Origin of the sequence: Marinobacter similis (assembly GCF_000830985.1) — a bacterium.
GTDB lineage: Bacteria > Pseudomonadota > Gammaproteobacteria > Pseudomonadales > Oleiphilaceae > Marinobacter > Marinobacter similis.
This window is the reverse complement of record NZ_CP007151.1, coordinates 2,463,759-2,487,226: the sequence shown is the minus strand read 5'-3', so window position 1 is coordinate 2,487,226 and position 23,468 is coordinate 2,463,759. Positions and strand designations below refer to the sequence as shown.

Below are 23,468 nucleotides of genomic sequence, written 5' to 3'. Positions count from 1 at the left end.
TATTAGGGCGCACGACAACAAAAACAATCGTGACAACGCAGCGCCAAAACAAAAACAAAAAGCTGTAGAAGAGCGTTCAGTAATAAAAACAAATACAGAACGTGAGCGAACTGAGTGTTTTGGGTACTTTGCTTTTTAGTGGTCCCTCGGCACGTGTGAGTTGTAGTAGATGTAGAGAAGAATCGTCCTCCAGGCGACACTGCACCTGCCCGAATCTCATCCGATGTCTCTGACCGCTCTGTGTGTTCAAAGCTTTCCGTTTGCACCGCTGACCCCCGAAATTGGGGACATGCAGTGGGGTAGAAAAATTAAGAAGAATCCCGGTAACAACAAAAACAATGCAGATCGTCAACGCTTTCAGGGCGGATTCGTGAAAACGGATCCGCCTTTTGATTATCTGGACCAACCACCTTTCAGTGCCTCATTCCCAGTCAAACGTGGGCAAAACCTGCACAAACCGTTAAACTCTCGGTTTTTGCTCTTCGCAACCACGGATTTAAATGCCTAAACGACTCGTCGAAAAACTCCGTTCCTTTATTCCCGGCACCGGGAAAAAGAAGCTCCGCCCGTACCAGCGTCGGGAAATTCCGCGCGACCAGCACAATGTGTCCCGCTCGGCCATCAGCGAACCTGCCAAGAAGGTTCTCAACCGGCTAAACAAAGCCGGCTTCGAGGCTTACCTCGTTGGCGGCGGCGTGCGCGACATACTGCTCGGCGGCGTACCAAAAGACTTCGACATCGCGACCAACGCGACGCCTGAAGAGGTGCACGAGCTGTTCCGTAACTCCCGGCTGATTGGCCGCCGCTTCCGCATCGTGCACGTGGTGTTTGGCCGCGAGGTCATTGAGGTGACCACGTTCCGGGGCAACGCCAGCGAAGCCGAGGACGACGCGCCGGACGACGATCGCAAAACCTCCGAGCACGGCCTGCTGTTGCGTGACAACGTCTACGGCAGCCAGGAAGAAGACGCCCTGCGCCGGGATTTCACGGTTAATGCTCTTTACTACTGCATCCGCGACTTCACCGTGATCGATTTCGCCGATGGCGTCGAGGATCTGCGCAACCGACAGCTCCGGCTGATTGGCGATCCGGAAACCCGGTACCGGAAGATCCGGTGCGCATGCTGCGAGCCATCCGCTTTGCCGCCAAGCTTGATTTTGACATTGAGCCGGACACTGAGGCCCCGATCAGGGAGCTCGCGCCCCTGCTCACACATATTCCGCCCGCTCGCCTGTTCGAGGAAGTGCTCAAACTGTTCTCGGCCGGCCAGGGCGAAGCGACCTACGATCTGTTGAGCCGCTATAACCTGCTGGCGCCACTGTTCCCCGAGACCGTTCGGGCGATCAATAACGGCGAATCGGATGAACTTATCCGTCAGGCCCTGCGCAATACTGATGCCCGCATCGCCCAAGGCAAGTCGGTGACACCTTACTTCCTGTTTGCCGCCATGCTCTGGCCGGCACTGCAGGCGGAATGGACCCGACGCCAAGACAACGGCGACCCGGTTCAACCGGCCCTGCACGGCGCCATCGGCAAGGTCATTGGCCGCCAGGTTCAGGCCACGTCCATTCCCAAGCGTTTCTCCGGTCCGATGAAAGAGATCTGGGAAATGCAGATGCGCCTGCCCCGTCGTCAGGGCAAGCGCGCCTTTGCCGCCATGAGCCATCCCAGATTCCGGGCTGCCTATGACTTCCTGCTGGTGCGCGAAGCGGCGGGCGAAATCGAACCCGGCCTCGGCCAATGGTGGACCGATTTCCAGAAAACCGATGAGCGCGGCCAGGAGCGCATGCTGACTGAACTGGGCAGCGATGGTCCCAAAAAGCGCAAGCGTCGGCGCAAGCCACCCACCAAGCGCCCCGCCGAGTAATGACCACGGACGCCTTTATTGGCCTCGGCAGCAACCTTGAGAACCCGGCAGCACAGCTGGCTCAGGCAGTTGCCGCCCTGGCCGGCCTGCCGGATTCGGTACTGGTGGCGCAGTCGCCCTTTTACGCCAGCCGCCCGGTTGGCCCGCAGGATCAGCCGGACTTCGTCAATGGCGCGGTCTGGCTACGCACCACCCTGCGCCCCCACGAGCTGCTTGACCACCTGCAGACCATTGAACAGCGTCATGGCCGTGAGCGACTCAGGCACTGGGGCCCGAGAACACTGGACCTGGACCTGCTGGTTTTTGGCAACCAGACTCTGGCTGACGAGCGCCTGACCGTACCCCACAAAGAACTACCGAACCGGGATTTTGTCCTTCAGCCCCTGCTGGACCTGGAGCCTGCCCTGACCCTGCCCGATGGCCGCACCATCAAGGATCTCCGCCAGCATTGCCCGGACAACGAGCTGCGCAAGCTGCCGCCAATAGCGCGGGAGCTTCGCTCCGTCCTGACCTGCGTCCGCCCCGCTCAACGGGGCCCGTGCTACTATTGCCTCAAACATAGCCCCGGATTACCCTTAGCACTGAACGCCGGCAGACCCCGGCCCGGTCTTGGCCCATCCACCCACAAGGCAAGGATTTTATGGCTGTTACCATCAATACTTCGGGAATACAAACAAAAGGGCGAAGCCTTTTCCGTCCTGACCTCTTACGATGCCACCTTTGCCCAGGTGGTCAGTGAAGCGGGTGTCGATGTCATCCTGATCGGAGACTCCCTGGGCATGGTATTGCAGGGCCACGACAGCACCCTGCCGGTCACCATGGACCAGATGGTTTATCACACCAGCTGCGTAGCCAAGGGTAATGCCGGTGCCTTGATCATGGCCGACATGCCGTTCATGACTTATGGCACCGTAGATGCAGCCCTGGAAAATGCTGCCGAACTTATGCGTGCCGGTGCCCACCTGGTCAAGCTCGAAGGCACCGATTGGATGAAAGACACCATCCATGCCCTGAGCGAGCGCGGCGTACCCGTGTGTGCGCACCTGGGCCTTACTCCCCAGTTCGTCAACAAGTTTGGTGGCTACAAGGTTCAGGGCCGCAACGAGAAGGCAGCGGAAATGATGATTGAGCACGCCTGCGAACTGGAAGCGGCCGGCGCCGACCTGATTCTGCTTGAGTGCGTACCCGCGCCCCTGGCCGCCCGCATCACCCAGGCCGTCAAGGCGCCAGTCATCGGCATTGGCGCCGGCGCCGATACCGACGGCCAGGTGCTGGTCCTGCACGATATGCTAGGCGTTACCACAGGGCGCAAGCCCCGATTTGTGAAGAACTTCCTGGCCGAGGCCAATTCCGTTCAGGAGGCCATTGAGGCCTACGTGAGCGCCGTGCGCGCACGAACTTTCCCCGCCGAGGAGCATACGTTCAAGGCATGAGAACCGTACATTCCCTGAAAGAACTTCGCACCATCCTCCGCGGCTATCGACGCCAGGGCAAAACCATTGGCCTGGTGCCGACGATGGGCAACCTCCACGAGGGCCACATATCCCTTGTGCGCAAAGCCGCGGAAGCGGCGGATGTGGTGGTCACCAGCATTTTCGTAAACCCGATGCAGTTTGGGGCCGGCGAAGATCTGGACACCTACCCGCGCACACTGACTGAAGATCAGGAGCAACTGGAAGCCGCCGGCAACACCCTCGTGTTCGCCCCCGGTGTGGAGGAAGTCTATCCCGAAGGGCTGGCCATGCAGACCCAGGTGGTGGTTCCGGAAGTCAGCGACGGTCATTGTGGCGCCAGCCGCCCCGGTCATTTCGAGGGCGTGGCGACGGTAGTCACCATGCTCCTGAACATGGTTCAGCCGGACGTCGCGGTGTTTGGCGAAAAAGATTTCCAACAGCTGGCGGTGATCCGGAAACTGGTCCGCGACCTTATGCTGCCGGTGGAAGTCGTGGGCGCGCCCACCATCCGGGAAGACGACGGCCTGGCCAAAAGCTCCCGAAACGGTTACCTGACAGCGAGCGAACGCAAAATCGCCCCGGTGGTATACCAGACCCTGCAAACTACTGCCCGTGAATTGACCGGAGGCCGCTCAGACTTCCAGACCCTGGAGGAAGAAGCTCGCAACCGCCTCGCCGAGGCCGGCCTGCGACCGGACTATTTCAACATCGTTAATAGCCAAACCCTGAAACCGGCCAGCACCGAAGACACCGATATTACCCTGCTGGTGGCAGCCTTCCTGGGCACCACCCGTCTGATCGACAACCTGTCAATGAGTCGCTGAGCCAACACCAAGCAAATTACGGAAAAGGATATTCTAATGCCTGAACGCGCGGCCCAACTGACCTCCTCCCCGGAGTGGCAGGCGCTGGAGCAGCACCGGCTGCAAATGCAGTCGGTGCCAATGAAGCAGCTGTTTGCCGAGGACCCGGAGCGGGCCAGTCGCTACTTCATCAAGGGCGCAGGAATATCCCTGGATTTTTCCAAGAACCGCATCACCGACGAAACCCTGAGCGCCCTGCTGGCGCTGGCCGAACGCTCTGATCTGCCGGCACGCCGGGACGCACTATTGCGCGGCGAGCCGGTCAACCGCACCGAACAACGGCCAGCCCTGCACACGGCCCTGAGACACCCCGGCAATGCCTCTATCTTGGTGGACGGGGTCGATGTAGTGGCCGAGGTCCAGCACACCCTGGCGCGGATGGAAGAAGTAGTCACCAACGTTCTGGATCAATCCCGGACCGGGTTCAGCGGCAAGGCCTTCACCGATGTGGTCAGCATTGGCATTGGCGGTTCCTATCTCGGGCCAAAGCTGGTCAATGAAGCCCTGCAGCCCTACTGGCAGGGCGGCATGCGCTGCCACTTTGTCGCCAACATCGACGGCACCGATATCCTGGAAGTGCTCCGGCAGGTGAACCCGGAAACCACCCTGTTCCTGATCCAGTCGAAATCATTCCGAACCCAGGAAACCCTGGAGAACAGCACCGTGGCGCGGCAATGGCTGGTGGATTATTGCGGAGATGACTCGGCAGTAGCCAAGCACTTCCTGGCGGTTACCGCCAACGTACCGGGCGCGGAAAACTTCGGCATCCAGGCCGATCAGGTGTTCCCGATGTGGGATTGGGTTGGCGGGCGCTACTCGCTGTGGTCCGCCATTGGCCTACCGGTGGCACTGACTATCGGCATGGACAACTTCCGGCGCCTGCTGGCCGGCGCCCATGCCATGGACAGCCACTTCCAGAATGCGCCACTGGCGCAGAATCTGCCCGTGGTCATGGGCTTGCTGGGTGTCTGGTACAACAACTTCTGGAACGCTCACACCCACGCCATCCTGCCGTATGACCAATACCTGCGCAGCCTTCCGGATCATCTCCAGCAACTGGACATGGAAAGCAATGGCAAGAGTGTGACCGAAACCGGAGAACCGCTGGCCTGCGAGTCGGGACCGATCATCTGGGGTGGCACAGGCTCCAATGGCCAGCACGCCTACCACCAGTTGATCCATCAAGGCACCCGGCTGATTCCGGCCGACTTCATCATTCCGCTGAAAACCCACAACCCGGTGGCCACGCACCACGCTGATCTGTTTGCCAACTGCCTGAGCCAAAGCCAGGCGATGATGGCGGGCAAATCACTGGCAGAGGCGCGAGCCGAACTGGCAGCAGAAGGACATTCGGAAGCGGAAATAGAGCAGTTGGCGCCTCATAAGGTGATTCCCGGCAACAAACCCAGCAACACCCTGGTGCTTGAGCAGGTCACTCCTGAGAGCGTGGGTGCACTGATTGCCCTGTACGAGCATCGAACCTTTGTTCAGGGGGTCATCTGGGGCGTGGATTCGTTCGATCAATGGGGCGTAGAGCTGGGCAAACAGCTGGGCAAGGGTATCCTGCCCCGCCTGCTCGGGAAGGAACCTCAGGGCTCAGGCAGCGACAGTTCAACCGACCACCTGATCGAGCTGTTCCGGTCAGTCGGCGATTACTGAAATCTGACGGCCCTGCCAGGTAAAGTCCACCGGCCAGAGTTTCTGATCGGACCGGTAGTTCCGCCACAATTCCCGATAGCTTTGCCCCGTCACCGGATGCAGGGCCTCGGGCGCAATATCCGCTAGCGGCTGCAGAACGAAGGCGTTCTTCAAGATTTCGCCGCGAGGCAACTCAACCCCATCGACTACCCCCACCCGATCGCCATAGGTCAGGATATCCAGGTCCAGCGTTCGGGCACTGAACTTGGGCACATCACGACGGCGGCCATTGTCGGCCTCCAGCTGCTTGAAGCGACGGGACAATTCACCCACCGGTAGCGCAGTCTCTACCCCGACCACCAGATTCAGAAACGGTGAGCCCTTGAAGCCAACTGCTTCGCTGTCATAGACCGGTGAAATCTCAAGGTCGCCAAACCAGCTCGCCAGCGCGTCCAGAGCCGCGGCAACGTAATGCTCCCGGTCTACGTTGCTGCCAATACTGATGTACACCCGGACCTGGTCGGTCATTAACGCGTTCCCCTTTCTATTCGAACTCCCACCGCTTGCGCCGCCGGCACCGCTCCGGGTTTTCTCAGTGTCAGCGCCAGCCAGGTAATTCCGAACTGCCGCTGCAGTTGCGCCGCGAGCTGCTCAGCACCGTGCTCCAGCAACTTGGCTGAAGCGCTTGCAGGCACGATGTGACCAGCTCGCTGACCGCGGCATAATCCAGGGCATCCCCGACATCATCCGAGGCCCCCGGAACCCGATTATCCCAAGCCATTTCCAGGTCGACCAGCAGGCGCTGGTCGACCTTCCGTTCCCAATCGTAGACACCGACAACGGTCTCAACTACCAGACCTTCAATGAGGACACTGTCTGCCAAGGGGGCTCCCGGAGTATTCCACTCTTTGCTGATTGAATAACACACAACCAACGGATACTGTGATAACGCTGGCCTGTTTTACAGGGTCGGCATTTTCGCACACTACACCCTGAGACGTCTCCGCCTTCGAGCCGACACCATGACCCTCTCCTCCACGCTCGCCACCACACTGTCCAGCGACCCGGTTGTCACGGTTCTGCTCTGCTTTGCCGCCTACCTGGCCGGCTCGGTGCTGTTTGCGCTGCCGGTGTGCCGACTGTGGAAGCTGCCCGATCCACGGGCACAGGGTTCTGGCAACCCTGGCGCCACCAATGTTTACCGCACCGGCGGCTGGGCGCCTGCCCTGATGACACTGGCACTGGATGCAGCCAAAGGCTGGCTCCCCGTCTGGCTGGCCCACAACCTGGGGCTATCAGTGATGGCGCAGGCCATGGTGGCGCTGTGTGCCGTTACCGGCCACATGATCCCCGTGTTCTACCGATTCAAGGGTGGCAAAGGCGTGGCGACCGCACTGGGCGCAGGCCTGGCCCTGGCGCCGATAACCACCTCGCTGATGGCGGCCATCTGGCTACTGGTGATCTGGCGCTGTCGCATCTCGGCGCTGGCGTCGCTGATCGCCATCGTCTCCGGCCCGATCATCAGCGCGCTGATCGAACCCGACACCCTGGCCTTGTTCGGCTACTGGCGCTGCTGATCGTGGTTCGGCACCGGAATAACCTGATCCGGCTGGCTCAGGGCCGGGAAGCCGGCCTTTAAAGCGTCAATCGTCCGCCAGCACAAGGCCTGGGCTAATCCACCAGACCGGTGGAACGCGGCTCGGTAATGGCCGGCAGGGTATTCATCGGCCAGCGCGGCACCGCAACAATCCTCTCGCCATCCTGCTGCCCTGCCCGTAAGCGCTGGGCGCCGGCATAGGCAATCATGGCGCCATTATCGGTGCAGAATTCCGGCCGGGCGTAGAACACCCCAGCCTTCAGCTTGGCGGTCATGGCTTCCAGGGCGGCGCGCAAGCGCTTGTTGGCGCTGACACCACCGGCAATCACCAGACGCTTGCAGCCGGTCTGCTCCAGGGCACGCCGACACTTGATGGTCAGGGTCTCAACCACAGCGGTTTCGAACGCCAGGGCGATGTCGGCGCGGGTCTGATCATCAAGACCGCCCGCATCCCGGGCAGCACTGACGGTATTCAGGGTAAAGGTCTTCAGGCCACTGAAACTGAAATCCAGGCCGGGGCGGTCGGTCATCGGGCGGGGGAATCGATAGCGGCCCGGCGTTCCCTTCTCAGCCAGCGCGGCAACCCGCGGCCCACCCGGGTAATCCAGCCCGAGCATCTTGGCGGCTTTATCGAAGGCCTCACCGGCGGCGTCATCCACGGACTCACCCAGCATTTCGTAGGCACCAATACCATCTACCCGCACCAACTGGGTGTGACCACCGGATACCAGCAGGGCGACAAACGGAAAGGCGGGCGGATTGTCCTCCAGCATGGGCGCCAGCAGGTGGCCCTCCATGTGATGCACGCCCAGAACCGGCACGCCCAGGGCGAAGCAAGGGAATGGGCAACCGAGCCGCCGACCATCAACGCGCCGACCAGGCCCGGTCCGGCGGTGTAGGCAATGCCTTCCAGGTCAGCACGAACCTTGCCGGCCTGAGCCAACACCTGATCGCACAACGGCAGCAGCTTGCGCACATGGTCCCGCGATGCCAGCTCCGGCACCACGCCGCCATAGTCCGCGTGCATATCGATCTGACTGAACAGGGCGTGCGCAAGCAGCCCCTGTTCGCTGTCGAACAGGGCCACGCCGGTTTCATCACAGGAGGTTTCAATACCGAGAATCAGCATAATATCCGGGCCACGTTAATAGGCATGTGTGGAAAACGCCGCATTTTAGCAGAAACCCGAAACGCCCTGTCAGATTCATCTGAACAATCATTGACCTTGCCATAACCCAGGCGCTATCATTGCCGCCCTAAAATATGCACTGGTCGAGTTTTAGCCAATCTGACCAGGGATCGAACCGGTCTGGCACTGCCAGGCGGATTACATTGAAACCGAATCTATCAGGTAGGTGATTTCCGAATGCCAGCTGTTAAAGTGAAAGAGAATGAACCGTTTGACGTAGCACTGCGTCGCTTCAAGCGTTCCTGCGAAAAAGCGGGTGTACTTTCTGAAGTACGTCGTCGCGAGCACTACGAGAAGCCGACCGCTGTTCGTAAGCGCAAAGCAGCCGCTGCCGTTAAGCGTCATCTCAAGAAGCTTCAGCGGGAACAGCGCAAGTTCGAGCGTCTGTACTAAGTTATATCGACGCCGCTTGACTGCAAAGCACTGATTGCCTGTTCAGCCGCAGGCTGCACAGAGCGACTTCAAAAATGCCGCCGAGGCCTGGCTTCGGCGGCATTTTTGGCTATGGCTGAACCCGACACAAGTCCCGGTTGATCTGGAGTCTCCATGAGTGGACTGATCCCTCAACGTTTTGTTGAAGACCTGCTTGATCGTCTCGATCTGGCAGAGCTGATCGGTTCTCGCATCACTCTCAAGAAAGCCGGCGCGAACTACAAGGCGTGCTGCCCGTTTCACGATGAAAAGACGCCGTCCTTCAACGTGCGTCCGGACAAGGGCTTTTACCACTGCTTCGGCTGTGGCGCCCATGGCGATGCCATCAGCTTCATTCGCGAATTCGAGGGCATAGGCTTCACCGAAGCCGTTGAAGAACTGGCCAAGCGGGCCGGCCTGGAAGTGCCTTACGACAAGGCCGCCAAGCAGGAAATTCAGCAGGCCCGAACGCTGACCGACGCGCTCGATTTTGCCAGCCGGTTCTATCAGTCCGCACTGACCAGCCAGCAAGGCGCCTACGCCCGGGATTACCTGCAACAGCGGGGCCTGGACGACGCCATCGTGCAGCAGTACCAGATTGGTTACGCGCCTTCGGCCGGGACGGCCCTGTTCGACGCCGCCAGCAAGGACCTGAAAGGCCCGTTGGTGGAAACCGGCACGGTCTCCGACAAGTATGGGCGGCCCCGGGATTTGTTCCGCAATCGGGTCATGTTCCCGATCCGTAACAGCCGGGGCAAAACCATTGCCTTTGGTGGTCGGACCCTGGGTGACGACAAGGCCAAGTACATCAACTCCCCGGAGTCTGATGTCTTTCACAAAAGCCGGGAAATATACGGCCTGTTCGAAGCCAAGCAGGCAGTAAGGCAGCTGGACAAGCTGCTGGTTGTTGAAGGGTATATGGATGTCATTGCCCTGGCCCAGCACGGCATTCACTACGCCGTCGCAACGCTGGGCACGGCAACCAACCAGGACAGCTTGACTGCCCTGCTCCGGCAAGTGCGGCACATCGTGTTCTGTTTCGACGGCGACCAAGCCGGCTTCAGGGCCGCTGACCGCGCCATGGACAACGCGCTTGAGCTGATGGCCGACGGCATGCACCTGCAATTCCTGATGCTGCCCCAGGGCGAGGATCCGGACACGTTGGTGCGCAAAGAAGGCCAAGATGCGTTCCAGGCACGGATTGACGGTGCCACGCCGCTGTCCCGCTACCTGTTCGACCGACAGAGTGAGGGCCTGAACCTGCAGCTTCCGGAACATCGAGGCGAGTTGAGGGCCCGGGTAGAGCCGCTGCTGAACAAGATGCCGAAGAGCACCCTGCGGGATGCCATGTGGCACGAAATGCTGCGACTGTGTGGCGGACGCAATCAGTGGCAAAACCGGCCGAAGAATCCGGGCGGAAACTGGAAAGACGGCCGCCGGGATCGGGTCACTGAAGAGCGCATTGATGTGAAGCTCAGCAAAGACAGCATCTTGTGCCTGGCACTGCTGGAAGCTCCGGAAATGGCCACCGAAGTGGTCGAACTGTCGCGGAGCTCGCGCCAGTTCACCCAGGCCCGCAACTTCGCCAGCTGGATTCTCGATCGGGAAGTTCGCGATCGGAAAGCACTGGTGCGCTGCCTGGCTCTTGATGGTCAGGCCCGGGACCGCTTCTTCCATCTATTTGATGGCATTGAGCACATTCCCGCCAGGAGAGCACTCTCGAGGCGGCACGGGAACTACTGAGCCCGAACGAAGAATCATCGCGACAACAGCGGCTTGCGGCTCTGTTGCGCAACTTCTCGAACCTCACAGCCGAGGAACGGACAGAATTACGAACCCTGAGTAGTGGCACTCAGGAGTAACAGGACTTGAAACTAGACGCATTGATCACCATCTAACCATTCGGTGGCAGTGCGACCGAGCGACAGCTATAATGGCTGTTTCACTTTTTTCCTTCTCAAAGCGAGTTCACAGGGTGTCTATGTCAGGCAATTCGCAAAAATCACGTTTAAAAGACCTCATTGCACGAGGCAAGGAACAAGGTTACCTGACTTACGCCGAGGTAAACGATCACCTCCCGGAAGACATTGCCGACCCGGATCAGGTCGAAGACATCATTCGCATGATCAACGACATGGGGATTCAGGTAACCGAAGAAACACCGGATGCCGATACCCTGCTGATGACCGAAGGCGACTCCACTGCGGACGAAGCCGCTGCAGCCGAAGCCGCAGCCGCACTCGCCGCGGTTGAAACCGATGCCGGTCGCACCACCGATCCGGTGCGCATGTACATGCGTGAGATGGGTACCGTAGAACTGCTGACCCGTGAAGGCGAAATTGTTATCGCCAAGCGCATCGAGGAAGGCATTCGTGACGTCATGGCTGCCGTTGCCCACTTCCCGGGCACCGCTGGCACCGTGATTCAGGCGTACAACCGCATTATCGAGAACGAAGGCCGCATCAGCGACATCGTCACCGGTTTCCTGGATCCGGACGACGCCGAGCCATTCATGGGCGAGGAAACTCCGGCCGCCAGCACTGACACCTCCAGTTCTTCATCCGACGATGACGATGATGACGAGGAAGAAACCGAAAGCGGCCCGGATCCCGAAGAGACCCGGCTGCGTTTCGAACTGCTGACTGAGAAACTGGAAGCAGCCGACAAGGCACTGGCCAAGCACGGTCGTGGTGACAAGAAAACCCAGGAAGCACTGAACGAACTGGGCCAGGTGTTTGCCCCGTTCAAGCTGGCCAACAAGGCCTTCGACGAGCTGGTCAACGTGGTCCGTTCCACTAACGTGCTGGTGCGCGAGAACGAGCGCGCCATCATGCAGATCTGTGTTCGTGACTGCAAAATGCCACGCAAGGACTTCATCAAGTCCTTCCCGGGCAACGAGACCAATCTGGACTGGGCCGAAAAGATTGGCCGGAGCAAGAAGCCGTACGCTGCGCCCATGTCAGAGCGCATTGAGAGATCGTTCGCCTGCAGAAGCGCATCCAGAACGTTCAGACCGAAGTGGATCTGGACGTGGCTGACGTCAAGGAAATCAACCGTCGCGTTTCCATCGGTGAAGCCAAGGCCCGCCGTGCCAAGAAGGAAATGGTTGAAGCCAACCTGCGACTGGTTATCTCCATCGCCAAGAAGTACACCAACCGCGGCCTGCAGTTCCTGGATCTGATTCAGGAGGGCAATATCGGCCTGATGAAGGCCGTAGACAAGTTCGAATACCGTCGTGGTTACAAGTTTTCGACCTATGCCACCTGGTGGATTCGTCAGGCCATCACCCGCTCTATCGCGGACCAGGCCCGCACCATCCGTATTCCGGTGCACATGATCGAGACCATCAACAAACTCAACCGGATCTCCCGCCAGATGCTGCAGGAGATGGGCCGCGAGCCTACGCCGGAAGAGCTGGGTGAGCGCATGGAAATGCCGGAAGACAAGATCCGTAAGGTCCTGAAGATCGCCAAAGAACCGATCTCCATGGAAACCCCGATCGGTGATGATGAAGACAGCCATCTGGGCGACTTCATTGAGGACATCCAGGCACTGTCTCCGGTGGATTCAGCGACCGCCGAAGGTCTGCGTGAAGCCACCCGTTCGGTACTGGCCGGCCTGACCGCGCGTGAGTCCAAGGTACTGCGTATGCGTTTCGGTATTGAAATGAATACCGACCACACCCTGGAAGAAGTCGGCAAACAGTTCGACGTCACCCGGGAACGCATTCGTCAGATCGAAGCCAAGGCTCTGCGCAAACTGCGTCATCCGTCCCGCTCCGATCACCTGCGTGGCTTTATCGACGATCAGGGCAATCCTCAGGGATAAGGCCCACAACAGTAGCGGGCGCCTCACCTCACCGGTATAATGGCGCCCGCTCTGTTTCCCTTCCCGGAAACACCTTTCAAAACAGCAAGTAGTCTACGGGCCTATAGCTCAGTTGGTTAGAGCAGGGGACTCATAATCCTTGGTCGCTGGTTCGAGTCCAGCTGGGCCCACCATCCTCTTCTTGACACTCACTTCTTTTGCCTTACTTGGCTGGTTTACGCCTCGGCGCTTTGATGACGCTCTAATGCGAAAATGCCCCGGAATAACCGAGGCATTTGTTCACTCCATGAAAGGTCACGCCTTTTTCAGTCGACGCCTGCACCCTAGTGCCGCCAAGCCAAGCCCCAAAAGCGCCAGCGAGCCGGCTCGGGCACTTCAAAGGTTCCACCGATAGGGGCAATGTGACTGATCTCATACTCGTCACTCGGCAAGTTGAACCCTGCCGCAATTAACGCAGTGTCGATGACCGCCCAATCCAGACTGGAAGTATTTTGGAACAGCCCGTACCACTGAGCATTCTTGATAAAGAAGTACTCTGTCGGGCTCGACAGTTCGAAAGCGATCACCGAAGAACTGCCATCCACTTTGACGAATGATTGGTCTTCAACCTTGTCACTTTCCGTGTAGGTCGTCGTGCTCCCTAACACATTATTGATCCAGCAAAGCTCTGTGCTTGGGCTGTTTCCATTGCCGCAAGGACCAAGCGCATTCAGATCATTTGTCTGACCCAATAGCGAATCCGCACTTCCGACATCTGTCAGACCTACCATGTAGGCATGCACCGGAGCAATCCAAGCAAAGGTTAGCGCGATTACTGTTGATCTTGTTAATACATTCATCCTCGTACCCCCCAAAGGGACTATCAAGGCCAATTACCTCCCTGCATCCATTGCAGGCCCTGGACGCGAACCATCGTCAAGACCGCTATAAAAACTTGCCGTGTACCTATACGCGCTAACGAATCAAAGGCATAACACAGGCCAAAAAAGCACTAACAGTGCCACTTCAAAGGGATAAACATCAGCCCCAAAAAAATTTTCAATTCCAGTGTAAAAATTCTCGACACAGTATGTCGGACTTTCATGACCTGAGACGCCAATCTGATCACCGACACTAAAAGTAACAACACCAACCTCTGCATTTTCTGAATTTTAGTCCGACAATCCATCAAAACTGATCATAAAAACACAAGCCTGTGTCAAAAAAGCCAACGCCCTCATCAGACAAGCCCCATAAACTAGACCTGAGAATAAAAAGGAATATCCGTGTTCCATGTAAGTTCACGGCTTGAGCATAAAAACAACGAAATAATGGAGTGTATCAATGTCTTTCACCTCCCGATTTTCAGTACGGGCGATGTCTTTGGCGGTTGCGACGGTGTCCACTGGCTTTTCCCTGTCTGCTGCTGCCAGCATGGGTAATCTCGGCACTACCTACGGTGTCATGCCGGTCGACGTTGCGACGGCGCAATCCCTTTCCATGTTCAATGATCAGGTCTCAGCCACTTACTACAACCCGGCGTACCTCACCAAGGACAGCAGGGGTGAACTGACCACCGGCATCCTGCACGCCGAGCAGGAGCTGCGGTCGGCCAACCCGAATGCCAACAGCGACGTCCTGTCGAACTCGCCCAGTCAGCACGTGCTGATTGGCATGAAGACCAACCTTGGCTCACTGACCCGCTCCAAGCATCCGATCTACCTCGGTTTCATTGCCGGGGTCGAGAAGTACGGCAAGGAGATGCTGGCCTTCCGCTCGGAAACCACTGAAAGCGGACAGTTCCTGCAGTATGGCAAGGAGCCTCTGTTCCTGAACATTGGTGGCGCCACGCCCATCTGGCGGGGCATCTCCGCTGGCGCTTCGGTCCGGATTACTCTGGAGGCGGCAGCCAATCTGGAAGCGGTCTCTACCCTGGGCGGTGAAACCAGCCGGGAACGTCTGGGCGTTAATGCGGAGCCGTCCCTGAAAACCATCCTCGGCACCAGCATGGACCTGGGAAGCACCTTCTGCCCCGACTCCGAGTGTTTCCTGGATGGCTGGGAGACCGCACTCACCTACCGCACCAAGTCGGCGGCTTCCACCGCCGTCGACTCCAACATCATCGTGACCCAGACTATTCCAGACCCAGGCCTTAGCCTGGCGGTCTCCACAATCGATTCGTTCCAGCCGGAAACCATCGGCATCGGGGCCCAATACCGCACCGAAAACTGGCGGGTCGGCGGATCCATAGAGCAACAAAACTGGTCCGAACTGGAAAATGAATTCGCCTCCGACACCATCAAGGATCAGGAGTCCCAATCGCCGGGCGACCGAATCCAATTTGACGACATCCTCATCCCCCGTCTTGGGGCGGAATACCAGCTGGACAAGAACTTCGCAGTGCGAGCCGGCGTTGCCTATGAGGAATCGCCCCTCAAGACTACCCGTAATCCCGAGATCAACTACCTGGATACCGACAAGATCGTCATCGGCCTTGGCTTAAGCGCCACCTATGATCGCACCCGGTTGCTCGCCTACCCGGTTCGACTTGATGTTGGCTATCAGTATCAGCAGCTTCAGGAGCGGGACTTCACCCTGGTGGATTACGACGGCAACGAGACCGACGTGACCGCCGACGGAGATGTTCATGTCATTAGCGGCTCCATCACCCTGAAGTTCTGAGTGCCTGACATTTGCAGCCTCTGAATTCCTGAGCATCCAAGCTTTGAGGAGAAGTTCTGCCATGAAATACAACAAGACCCTGGCACTGATACCTGCGCTTCTGCTTGCTGCCTGCGGCGGCGACGAACAGAGTGTGACCAAGACAACACCTGGCTCGGTAGTCTACTCCTACCCGGCCGATGGCCAGTCCGGCATCAGCCCGGCCGCTGACATTGTGGTCCGGTTTTCCCACGCTATTACCGATACCGACGCGGACCTTAAGGACAAAATTCGGGTCACCGACGGCACCACCCGGTGGATTTCTCAGTCACCAAGGTGGATGGCGGACACAGTCTGAAACTGACGCCGGTAACGGCCCTGAGTACCGGAACCGATTACTCGGTGACATTCCAGGATCCGCTTCTGGCTGAGGAAGCCAGAACCATCAGCACACCCAACGCCCATGGCGCTGAAGGCATTCAATTTTCTACCCGTGGCGGTTTTACCGGAATCGCCAGCCTGGACAACAGCGCCAGCGATTTTGCGGTAGCGGAAATGGTTCCGGCTCCGGACAGCCAATTCCAGCCGGTGAATTTCTCCACCTTCCGCCTGACATTAACCCACCCGGTGCATCCGAATTGGCAAGCCATGGGCGGCCAGATCCGCCTGGAAGATTCATCCGGTGAGCCCGTGCCCGCCACTGTGCTGGTAGATGGCCGCCGTATCACCGTCGACCCCTGCACCGTCGAAGCCCAGGAACTCTGCGGCACCAAGGACGATGCCCTTACCGCCGGCCAAAACTACACGCTCCGGATTCAGGGCCTGCCAAGCCACACCACCGGCGGGACCCTGGATTTCAGCAAGCAGTTTACCGCCCGCGAAACCGGCCCGACCGTGGTGCTGTTCCAGGAGGTGATTGACTCCGGCATGCTCGCTGGCACCGGTGAATCCGGTGCCCGCAAGTCGCGGCTCAATGGCCAGATTATCAATGGGGTCACTCTGAATTCAGTCCTGCAGGGCGTAGCCGGACCGTCCCAGCAAACGGGCGGACTGTTCGCCGAACTGGCCTACGCGCCATCCTTCGACGCCGATGAACCCCTGCCCCTGCGTGTGCCGAAAGGCAGCGTGCTCACCAGCAGCAGCCTGGATGTAAAGATCAATGGCAGTGTGCCGGTGATCAACCCCAAAACCGGTCAGATGCAAACCACCGGCGATATCAAGGTGACCATGCTTTCTGACGCCACCGGTTACCTGAGCCCGAATCCGTACACCGACGATCTCAATGCGCCACGGCACGTTAAGCTGTTTATGGATGTCTCCATGAACACCGAGGAAGCACAGCCGAACGCCTCCCTGTCCCAGGATCTCCTCGGGGTTGAGCTGAGCGGCATCGCCATTGTGCAGGATGGGGTCCTGACTATTGATGCCATCGGTGTGGTCGAGCCGGAGCTTCTGGGGCAGGAATACACCGATTCCACCATCGCCTTCCGGATTGAGGCGGCTACCGATGCTGATTCCGCCCTGGATGCCGAAGAACTGTATGAACCCGACAGTACGAGCCCGCAGCTGGTCAGCTGGATGCCAGGCCCGACGGATGCCATTCCTGCCACCCGACAGTCGATGCAGCGACCCGGCGACCCGGTGATCCTGAATTTTGACGAACCGCTTGATGCTAGCACGATTTCCACGGGCATCACCCTGATTGAGGGCGGCACACCGTTGGCCACTGACCAACTCGAAACCAAACTGGACGGTACCGCTGTGGTGATCAACCCCAAGGGTGGGCTCAAGCACGGGCTCGACTACAGCGTTCAGATCGGTTCCGGTCTGACCGACCTCGCTGGCAATAGTGCCACATCCCAGACCCTCGCGTTCCGCCTGCCGGACCTGGGTGACAGCTCGGTGTTCACGGTGTCTCCCATCGCCCTGACCACCTACCCGGGTTACCCCTGTGTCACTACCGGTGTCGATCTGAGTGCAGGAAACCATGGCCAGTGTGTGGACGACGCACCCAATGGTCCCCGCGGGGATACCCTGCCAGTCACCAGCCTGCCGGCTGACCGGCCCATTGTCGTGGTCTTCTCCCAGTCGATGGATCTCGGCTCGATCCGGGCCGGTGAAACCTTCCAGGTCGAACAAGTGGCCACCAACGGCAGCAGCCTGGGCGCCGTCAGCGGGCGGCTGGAGAAGAACAACCAGCGCATTCGCTTTTACCCCGACCAGCCCTGGGAATCTGGAGCTTTCTACCGCTATACCCTGGCGTCGTCCACCACCAGAAATGACTGCGCCAACGCGGTCTGTTCAGAATCCGGATACCCGCTGCAAACGGATCTTCTGGTCGATCCCGGTGACGAACGCGATGAGCCGTCGAACGTCGACATCGGTGGTCCCGACCTGGCTATCTACTTTGAAGGGGCAGACCCCGTTCAAACGGTCTTCACCCCACTGCGTAATCTGCCCATCCGCGACGTGAACTCGAACTACGTCGTCGACTGCCCCACCCGGGTGACACCGCCTGTCTTGAGCCGTTCGAGCATGAGAGCGATGGCAGCGGTGGATACAAACCCTCTGCCAATGCGGCGGCACTTGCGGTACAAAATAAGACCGCAACGGTTCTGGGCGCGGACGCCGGCGCCAGTGTCGGCTGCAACGACGATGACGAATGCCCGGAAGCCAAGTTCATCTACCAGACCTATGGTTTGAACACCGAAGTGACCGGCCCGGCAGTAGATGAAGATACTGGCAAACAGGGTGTCGGTGTTTTGCTGTACCCCACCATGCTGGCCACCACCTCGGCGACGGTGGTTCTCGATGGCCTTGGTGACCAGGTTACCGGCCCTCAAGTCCTGCGGATGCGGTACACCAAAGACGATCCGAACTGCGAGGAAAACTGTGCCCGAAGTGGCCTCATTCCGGGCATCATTATCGAGGGTGACGACGGCCGACCGGTGTTCAAAACCACCGCCGAACTGACCCTGGATGCGCCGAACCTGCAAGTGCCGCTGGAAGGGTTATTACAACACAACCTGTACGCCTACCCGTTCACGCTGGAGCTGGCCGGTCCGATCACCTTCTTCGATGACGGGCGCATGCAGATCGAGCAGCGCAATACCAACGTGCCCGATATCGACGTGCTGGTGACCACCGAGGACGCCATCTCCAAGGCCGTTATCGATGTCACCTCCTGCATCGGTGGCCTCCTGACCGGCAATACCGCAGCTTGCGGTGCGCTTTTCGACCAGACCACGGCATCCACGGGAGCCGTTCAAATCCCGCTGCAGATCCCCGAACAAGGCGTCTATCTCAACTTTATCTCCAACCCGGTAAAGGAAATTCCTGCCCAGCAGTAACTTCAGGCCTTTACCCTTTCAGGCCAGCCTTAGCGGCTGGCCTTTTTTGTTACCGACCCTGGCCGGGCGGCTTTTCCCATCCCCGGGCTTTCCTGCTAATCTCGATTCAACCCGAAGCACTGCAACAATAAGATCCCGCCAAGAGAGAGGGCTCCATGGATAACGGTACCCATTACCGCACTTGCCACCTGTGCGAGGCCATGTGCGGCGTCGCCATTGAAGTGACTAACGGACAGATCAGCTCGATTAAGGGCGACGAAGACGACCCGTTGAGTCAGGGCTACATCTGCCCCAAGGCGGTCGCCCTGCAGGACCTGCACAATGACCCCGACCGGTTGCGCAAGCCGGTACGCCGCACGGATACCGGCTGGCAGGAAATGGAGTGGGACGAGGCCTTCGACCTGGTGGCGCACAAGCTGCATCAGACCCGCACCGAATTTGGCCGGAACAGCATCGGCGTCTACCTCGGCAACCCCAACGTGCACAATCACGGCTCCCTGGTCGCCACCCTGCCGTTTCTGCGCGCCATCGGCAGCCAGAATCGATTCTCGGCCACCTCCAACGATCAGTTACCCCACATGCTGGCGAGCTGGAGATGTTCGGGCATCAAATCCTGTTCCCGATTCCGGATATCGACCACACCGACCTGTTGATCTGCGTGGGCGCCAACCCCATGGCCTCCAATGGCAGCCTGATGACGGTCCCGGACTTCCGGGGGCGGATCAAGCGGCTTCATGAGCGCAGCGGCCGGCTTATCGTGATCGACCCACGACGCACCGAAACTGCCAAATTGGCCGACGAATTCCATTTTATCCGGCCTGGCAGTGACGCCTTGTTGCTGATGGCCATGGTGAACACCCTGTTTGCTGAAGACCTGGTCGAGCTGGGGCCGGCTCAACATCTGGCCAAAGACGCTGACCTTTTACGCCTGGCGGCATTGGCGTTCACCCCGGAAGCGGTCAGCGACCACACTGGCATCTCCGCCGAAGCCATCCGCCAGCTCACCCGCCAGCTTGCCAATACCCCAAAGGCCGCTCTGTACAGCCGGATGGGCACCAGCACCCAGCGCTTTGGTGGTCTGGCGACCTGGCTCACCTACTGCCTGAACATCCTCACCGGCAAGCTCGACACACCAGGCGCCCTGCTGTTTACCCAGCCCGCCATTGACCTGGTGACCCTGGGCGCCCTGGCCGGGCAAAGCGGTCATTTCGGCACCCGCCACAGCCGGGTAAAGGGCCTGCCGGAGTTTGGCGGTGAGTACCCGGCCAGCACCATGGCCGATGAAATGCTAACCCCCGGCGAGGGCCAGGTCCGCGCGTTCGTAACCGTGGCCGGCAACCCGGTGCTGTCCAGCCCCAACGGCACCCGCCTGGAAAAAGCCTTTTCCGGGCTCGATTTCATGGTGTCGGTGGATTACTACCTGAACGAAACCACGCGCCATGCCGATGTTATCCTGCCACCGACCGCAGCCCTGGAACGCAGCCACTACGATCTGATTTTCAGCATGTTCGCAGTACGGAACGTCGCAAAATACAGCGAGCCCCTGTTTGACGCTGGCCCGGACAGCCGCCACGACTGGCAGATTCTGCTGGAACTGGCGCACCGGCTCGAAAAACACAGGAACGGCGGCCGCCTGCCCCTGCGCTCGGAACTGGGCTGGCGCACCTTCAAGCAGATCGGTCCAGATCCGATTCTGGACCTGCTGCTCCGGTCCGGGCCCTATGGCACCGATGGTGGCCGTGTCCGCGGCCTGGTACAGCCAGCGGTGGACCTGATTCTCGACATATTGCCCGAGCGCCATCCCGTGCGTGCGCTCACCAAACTCAGCCCTTTGAACCGAAACTGGCAGGCGCTGCCAAAGGGCTTGTCGCTGGCAGCACTGCGTGAGATTCCCAATGGTGTAGACCTGGGCCCGCTGCAACCGTCCCTGCCCGACCGCCTGTTTACCCGCGACGGCATGATTCATCTTGCACCACGGCGCTACCTTGACGATGTTGAGCGCCTATACCGGTTCATGCAGGAACCGGTCAACACCGAGTTGCTGCTCATCGGGCGCCGCCACGTGCGCAGCAATAACTCCTGGATGCATAACAGTCAGCGTCTGGTTAAAGGCAAGGACCGCTGTACACTGATGATTAACCCAAAGGACGCCAGCCGGCTGGGCCTGCAGGCGGGCAACTCTGCAAAGATCACCACGGACACCGGTGCCATCGTACTTCCGGTGGAAATTACCGAAGATCTGATGCCCGGAGTGGTCTCGATTCCTCACGGTTGGGGCCACGATCGAGTTGGCACCGGGCAAACAGTAGCAACTGAGCACGCCGGGGCCAGCATCAACGACGTACTCAGTGATGAGCAGATTGATCCGCTGGTGGGCACCTCCGTATTGAATGGGCAGGTCGTAACTGTCAAAGTCTGGCGGCCTGATCGCCAACGTAAACAAGCCTGACCCGGACGAGGAGACGAGAATGCCCCAGTGGCTGCAGTGGACCCTGATTATTGTCGGCGTAATTGCCATCGCCTTGCTGCTGGCATTTATCCGACGCCAGACTAATACCCTTTCTGAAAGCCGCCGTCGCCAGGAAAAGGCCGATGCGTTCAATCAGAAGCGACGCGAGGACATGATCTCGAGTATTCAGGTGATTGCCATGGCCGTGGAATCGGACCAGGTTGAGTATTCCGAGGCGTGTCTCCGACTTAAGGGCCTGCTTGATCACGTGGCGCCAGAACTGCTGGAGCAGCCGCCGTTTTCGGTGTTCCAGGACGTGCACGAGAAGCTGAAACACATGCCGACGCACCAGGCCCGGCAGGACACCGATACCCGCTTTGTGGAAAAGATGGACAAAGAGCGGTTTGAGGTGGAAAAGGCTCATGCGGAAGAGATCAAGCGAGCCGCGACCGCCATTCGCCACCACCCCTTCGACGCCAGCTGAACGCCAGGTCGATGCCCGAGCCGCACTCACCGGATTTTGTAAATTTTTGTAAAACACAAACTGAATGCGGCCGGTTGTTTCGTTATCGAATCAACCGGTTAAGCGCCTCGAAAACTGTGACGCTCGTCTCAATTTCCCCAAATCACCACCGATGACTTTTCTTTTCGGCTGCTTTGACTAAATTGAAAACAAGAGCGCTGCCTTAATCTGCGACGGCAACGGCTCTTTGTTGTTTTCTCCTGATAAGTTTGGACGACACTGCAACAAGCGGGTGAGCTTGCCGGCCTTAGGGCCGGCTCTTTTTTGGCGGGAAAAAGGGAAGGCAGTAACTCAGGGACTCATCATCCCGGCCATGGCCATGATGCTGTCCTTACTGCTGACCAGCTCATCAAATTGTGCCTCGACCGCATCCCGATCCAATCCCAATTCGTCATAGAACGATTGCGGCACCACTTCACCCGCGCCCAGCGCGACACCGCGAGCGGTCAGCAGCTGACGTCCGAGCCAGAGCAACTTGGCATAGACCTGACATTCGCCATCGTAGGCCGGGTTCTTCTGGAAGCGGATGGCCAGGGTGACCTCATCGGGCATGCCCCAATTCTCCATCAGCTGGGCCGCAATCTGTTCCCGGGTAATGCCCAGTAGGTATTGCTCGGTCACTGACGAATCAATGTCCGGGTTTACCTCCAGCGAGCGACACACCAGCGTGAAGTGAGGCGGAAACACATGGGCCAGCACCAGATGACCAAAGTTGTGCAGCAACCCGGCCAGATAGGCCAGACCAAAATACGGTCGCTGCCCTCTCGGCATCATGCTGGCGAGCACCCCGGCTGACTGGGCCTGCCAGATCGCCTGCTGCCAGTAATCCACGTAGCCTTCCGGGTGATCCTGGGGTTGTTTCAGCGCGCGCCCCAGAGACAGTCCCATGGCCAGGTTCATCACCAGGTCGAAGCCCAATACCCGGGACACCGCATCATGGACTGAACGAACCTGCCCTGCGGCTGCGTAAAACGAGGACGAGGCCCAGCTAACCACTTGCGCCGCCAGACTGGGATCGCTTTCAACGATGTCCACCAGGTCGCCCATGACTGCATTCGGGTTCACCCGCAGATGAATAATGCGCTGCGCGGTCTCCGGCAACGGCGGCAGCTCAAGGGTGTCTTCCAGGCGCTGTTGGATGCGTACGCTGGTAAACTTCTTTAGTGCGGTGTGCAGCTGTTCCCGGTCCCGCTCGCTGTCATCAAGATTAACCTCGATGGATTGCGGGTCTGTGGTGAAACTCCAGCGCTCGGCTTTACTGGTTAACGCCCGAAAGTCGGCACCGGGCATGACCATCGCGAGATCGTGCTCTTCTAACTCCAGGGCAACAGCGGACATGTCGTCAACCCGGCTGTCGACTATGGTCGGCCAACCGGTGAGAGATGGCAGGGCCGGCAGTTCCTTCAAACCAGCCCGCTCACGGACTCGAACCTGTTCGCGGCGCTTCATCAGCCGGAAATCGCGACCCAGACGCTTGTTAAGTGCTTCCAGATCGATCAGATCGTGTTTCCGGCAAATCACCTGGAGGTTACCGTCCGTGTCGCTCAGCAAAGCCATGCGCAGGAGTTCTTCTCCGTTCGCCTGGCTTGCGTTGCGCAGCGACACTCCCGAAGCGGAAGCCCCAAGTGCCTGCTGGACTGCGACAGGTAGTTCCATAGT

Annotated in this window: 13 protein-coding genes, 1 tRNA gene and 8 pseudogenes; 17 read left to right on the top strand and 5 right to left on the bottom strand. The window is 59.1% G+C overall.

The window, feature by feature from the left end; genetic code table 11:
• The first annotated feature begins 223 nt into the window (after positions 1-223).
• The 6 genes and pseudogenes from AU14_RS11495 (at position 224) to pgi (ending at position 5,843) form a co-directional block, all read left to right on the top strand.
• Entirely contained in the window at positions 224-508 is a 285-nt protein-coding gene (locus AU14_RS11495; RefSeq protein ID WP_236744020.1) for a hypothetical protein, read from the top strand.
• Positions 501-1,867, top strand: a pseudogene (pcnB, locus tag AU14_RS11490) (polynucleotide adenylyltransferase PcnB). The gene AU14_RS11495 and the pseudogene pcnB overlap by 8 nt, the downstream one beginning before the upstream one ends.
• Positions 1,867-2,349 (top strand): annotated as a pseudogene (gene folK, locus AU14_RS19850) (2-amino-4-hydroxy-6-hydroxymethyldihydropteridine diphosphokinase); the annotation flags it as partial. The pseudogenes pcnB and folK (AU14_RS19850), both read left to right, overlap by 1 nt.
• A gap of 153 nt (positions 2,350-2,502) precedes the next feature.
• Positions 2,503-3,300 (top strand): 3-methyl-2-oxobutanoate hydroxymethyltransferase, encoded by a 798-nt coding sequence (gene panB, locus AU14_RS19845; RefSeq protein WP_169745966.1) that lies wholly within the window; start codon positions 2,503-2,505, stop codon positions 3,298-3,300.
• Positions 3,297-4,145 (top strand): pantoate--beta-alanine ligase, encoded by an 849-nt coding sequence (panC, locus tag AU14_RS11480; RefSeq protein ID WP_041340949.1) that lies wholly within the window; start codon positions 3,297-3,299, stop codon positions 4,143-4,145. The genes panB and panC overlap by 4 nt, the downstream gene beginning before the upstream one ends.
• A 36-nt stretch (positions 4,146-4,181) precedes the next feature.
• Positions 4,182-5,843 (top strand): glucose-6-phosphate isomerase, encoded by a 1,662-nt coding sequence (gene pgi, locus AU14_RS11475; RefSeq protein WP_041340947.1) that lies wholly within the window; start codon positions 4,182-4,184, stop codon positions 5,841-5,843.
• Here pgi and folK (AU14_RS11470) read toward each other — a convergent pair.
• Positions 5,826-6,350 carry a 2-amino-4-hydroxy-6-hydroxymethyldihydropteridine diphosphokinase gene (gene folK, locus AU14_RS11470; protein ID WP_041340944.1) on the bottom strand — a complete coding sequence of 175 codons (525 nt, stop codon included), beginning with the start codon at positions 6,348-6,350 and terminating at the stop codon, positions 5,826-5,828. The two genes, pgi and folK (AU14_RS11470), sit on opposite strands and share 18 nt — an antisense overlap.
• Positions 6,350-6,705, bottom strand: a pseudogene (folB, locus tag AU14_RS11465) (dihydroneopterin aldolase). The gene folK (AU14_RS11470) and the pseudogene folB overlap by 1 nt, the downstream one beginning before the upstream one ends.
• 139 nt (positions 6,706-6,844) lie before the next feature.
• Here folB and plsY point away from each other — a divergent pair.
• A pseudogene (plsY, locus tag AU14_RS11460) lies at positions 6,845-7,461 on the top strand (glycerol-3-phosphate 1-O-acyltransferase PlsY).
• 32 nt (positions 7,462-7,493) lie between these two features.
• Here the strand turns inward: plsY and tsaD are convergent.
• Positions 7,494-8,548 (bottom strand): annotated as a pseudogene (tsaD, locus tag AU14_RS11455) (tRNA (adenosine(37)-N6)-threonylcarbamoyltransferase complex transferase subunit TsaD).
• A 237-nt stretch (positions 8,549-8,785) separates the two neighbouring features.
• Here tsaD and rpsU point away from each other — a divergent pair.
• From rpsU to AU14_RS11435, 4 genes and pseudogenes are all read left to right on the top strand, one after another.
• Positions 8,786-9,001 carry a 30S ribosomal protein S21 gene (gene rpsU, locus AU14_RS11450; protein WP_007153483.1) on the top strand — a complete coding sequence of 72 codons (216 nt, stop codon included), beginning with the start codon at positions 8,786-8,788 and terminating at the stop codon, positions 8,999-9,001.
• A 153-nt stretch (positions 9,002-9,154) separates the two neighbouring features.
• Positions 9,155-10,881, top strand: a pseudogene (dnaG, locus tag AU14_RS11445) (DNA primase).
• Between the two features lie 119 nt (positions 10,882-11,000).
• Positions 11,001-12,847, top strand: a pseudogene (rpoD, locus tag AU14_RS11440) (RNA polymerase sigma factor RpoD).
• A 97-nt stretch (positions 12,848-12,944) separates the two neighbouring features.
• Positions 12,945-13,020 (top strand) — tRNA-Ile (locus tag AU14_RS11435).
• Between the two features lie 150 nt (positions 13,021-13,170).
• Here AU14_RS11435 and AU14_RS19510 read toward each other — a convergent pair.
• Positions 13,171-13,686 carry a hypothetical protein gene (locus AU14_RS19510; protein ID WP_158498315.1) on the bottom strand — a complete coding sequence of 172 codons (516 nt, stop codon included), beginning with the start codon at positions 13,684-13,686 and terminating at the stop codon, positions 13,171-13,173.
• Between the two features lie 484 nt (positions 13,687-14,170).
• On the opposite strand from AU14_RS19510, the gene aupA reads away from it, so the two are divergent.
• The 6 genes and pseudogenes from aupA (at position 14,171) to AU14_RS11410 (ending at position 21,770) form a co-directional block, all read left to right on the top strand.
• Positions 14,171-15,508 carry an alkane uptake protein AupA gene (gene aupA, locus AU14_RS11425; RefSeq protein WP_041340939.1) on the top strand — a complete coding sequence of 446 codons (1,338 nt, stop codon included), beginning with the start codon at positions 14,171-14,173 and terminating at the stop codon, positions 15,506-15,508.
• Between the two features lie 61 nt (positions 15,509-15,569).
• Entirely contained in the window at positions 15,570-15,845 is a 276-nt protein-coding gene (locus AU14_RS23390) for an Ig-like domain-containing protein (RefSeq protein ID WP_330217892.1), read from the top strand.
• On the top strand, positions 15,803-18,190 hold the full coding sequence (locus AU14_RS11420) for an Ig-like domain-containing protein (RefSeq protein ID WP_330217891.1): 2,388 nt from the start codon (positions 15,803-15,805) through the stop codon (positions 18,188-18,190). The genes AU14_RS23390 and AU14_RS11420 overlap by 43 nt, the downstream gene beginning before the upstream one ends.
• Positions 18,187-18,837, top strand: a complete 651-nt coding sequence (locus tag AU14_RS23385; RefSeq protein WP_330217890.1) for a hypothetical protein — start codon at positions 18,187-18,189, stop codon at positions 18,835-18,837. Before AU14_RS11420 ends, AU14_RS23385 begins: the two co-directional genes overlap by 4 nt.
• 155 nt (positions 18,838-18,992) lie before the next feature.
• Positions 18,993-21,286, top strand: a pseudogene (locus AU14_RS22880) (molybdopterin-dependent oxidoreductase).
• 19 nt (positions 21,287-21,305) lie between these two features.
• Positions 21,306-21,770, top strand: a complete 465-nt coding sequence (locus tag AU14_RS11410; RefSeq protein WP_041340936.1) for a DUF2489 domain-containing protein — start codon at positions 21,306-21,308, stop codon at positions 21,768-21,770.
• A 330-nt stretch (positions 21,771-22,100) separates the two neighbouring features.
• Here AU14_RS11410 and AU14_RS11405 read toward each other — a convergent pair whose 3' ends face one another.
• Entirely contained in the window at positions 22,101-23,465 is a 1,365-nt protein-coding gene (locus tag AU14_RS11405) for an HDOD domain-containing protein (RefSeq protein ID WP_041340934.1), read from the bottom strand.
• Positions 23,466-23,468: the final 3 nt, after the last annotated feature.